At 49.0% G+C, this 992-nt stretch carries 1 protein-coding gene and 1 other annotated feature (1 of these 2 cut by a window edge); the gene reads right to left on the minus strand.

From position 1 onward, the window contains the following. Positions 1 to 992 (minus strand) — a sequence feature (mutual gap in cmsearch alignment for this rRNA model is longer than 100) (it extends past both window edges: 987 nt to the left, 850 nt to the right). Further along, the coding region (locus ACNKXV_RS13215; protein ID WP_417908213.1) for a hypothetical protein at positions 795 to 992 on the minus strand (198 nt) is incomplete at its 5' end. (Overlaps the previous feature by 198 nt.)

Raw genomic sequence — 992 nt, forward strand, 5'->3', positions numbered from 1 at the left:
GTTCAATGCTTCGCCGAAGCTAACATCTCCCCTTAACCTTCCAGCACCGGGCAGGTGTCAGGCCCTATACGTCATCTTTCGATTTAGCAGAGCCCTGTGTTTTTGATAAACAGTCGCCTGGATCTTTTCACTGCGGCCCCCCATAAGGGGGCGACCCTTCTCCCGAAGTTACGGGCCAATTTTGCCTAGTTCCTTAGCCATGAATCTCTCGAGCACCTTAGAATTCTCATCCCAACTACCTGTGTCGGTTTAGGGTACGGGTTGCCTCCACTCGCTTTTCTTGGAAGTCGCTCCTCTGGATTATCACTCCGGCCGTAGCTTTCGTGTACTATCGGGGTGTTACCACTCCCTTCAACGTACTATTCCGTCAGTACGCACCAAATTTACGCCTCCGTCCGCTTTAACGTGGGGCAAGTAGCAGAATATTAACTGCTTGTCCATCGACTACCCCTTTCGGGTTCGCCTTAGGTCCCGACTAACCCTCAGCTGATTAGCATAGCTGAGGAAACCTTAGTCTTTCGGTGTGCAGGTTTCTCGCCTGCATTATCGTTACTTATGCCTACATTTTCTTTTGTAACCGATCCAGCAAGCCTCGCGACTCACCTTCATCTCTGTTACAATGCTCCCCTACCACTATAGTAAACTATAGTCCATAGCTTCGGTAGTATGTTTATGCCCGATTATTATCCATGCCGAACCGCTCGACTAGTGAGCTGTTACGCACTCTTTAAATGAATGGCTGCTTCCAAGCCAACATCCTAGCTGTCTGGGCAGTTCAACCGCGTTTCTTCAACTTAACATACATTTGGGGACCTTAGCTGATGGTCTGGGTTCTTTCCCTCTCGGACATGGACCTTAGCACCCATGCCCTCACTGATATGCATCATTTTATAGCATTCGGAGTTTGTCAGGAATTGGTAGGCGGTGAAGCCCCCGCATCCAATCAGTAGCTCTACCTCTATAAAACTAACTATATCGCTGCACCTAAATGC

This window comes from Christiangramia aquimixticola (genome assembly GCF_048285835.1).
GTDB lineage: Bacteria > Bacteroidota > Bacteroidia > Flavobacteriales > Flavobacteriaceae > Christiangramia > Christiangramia aquimixticola.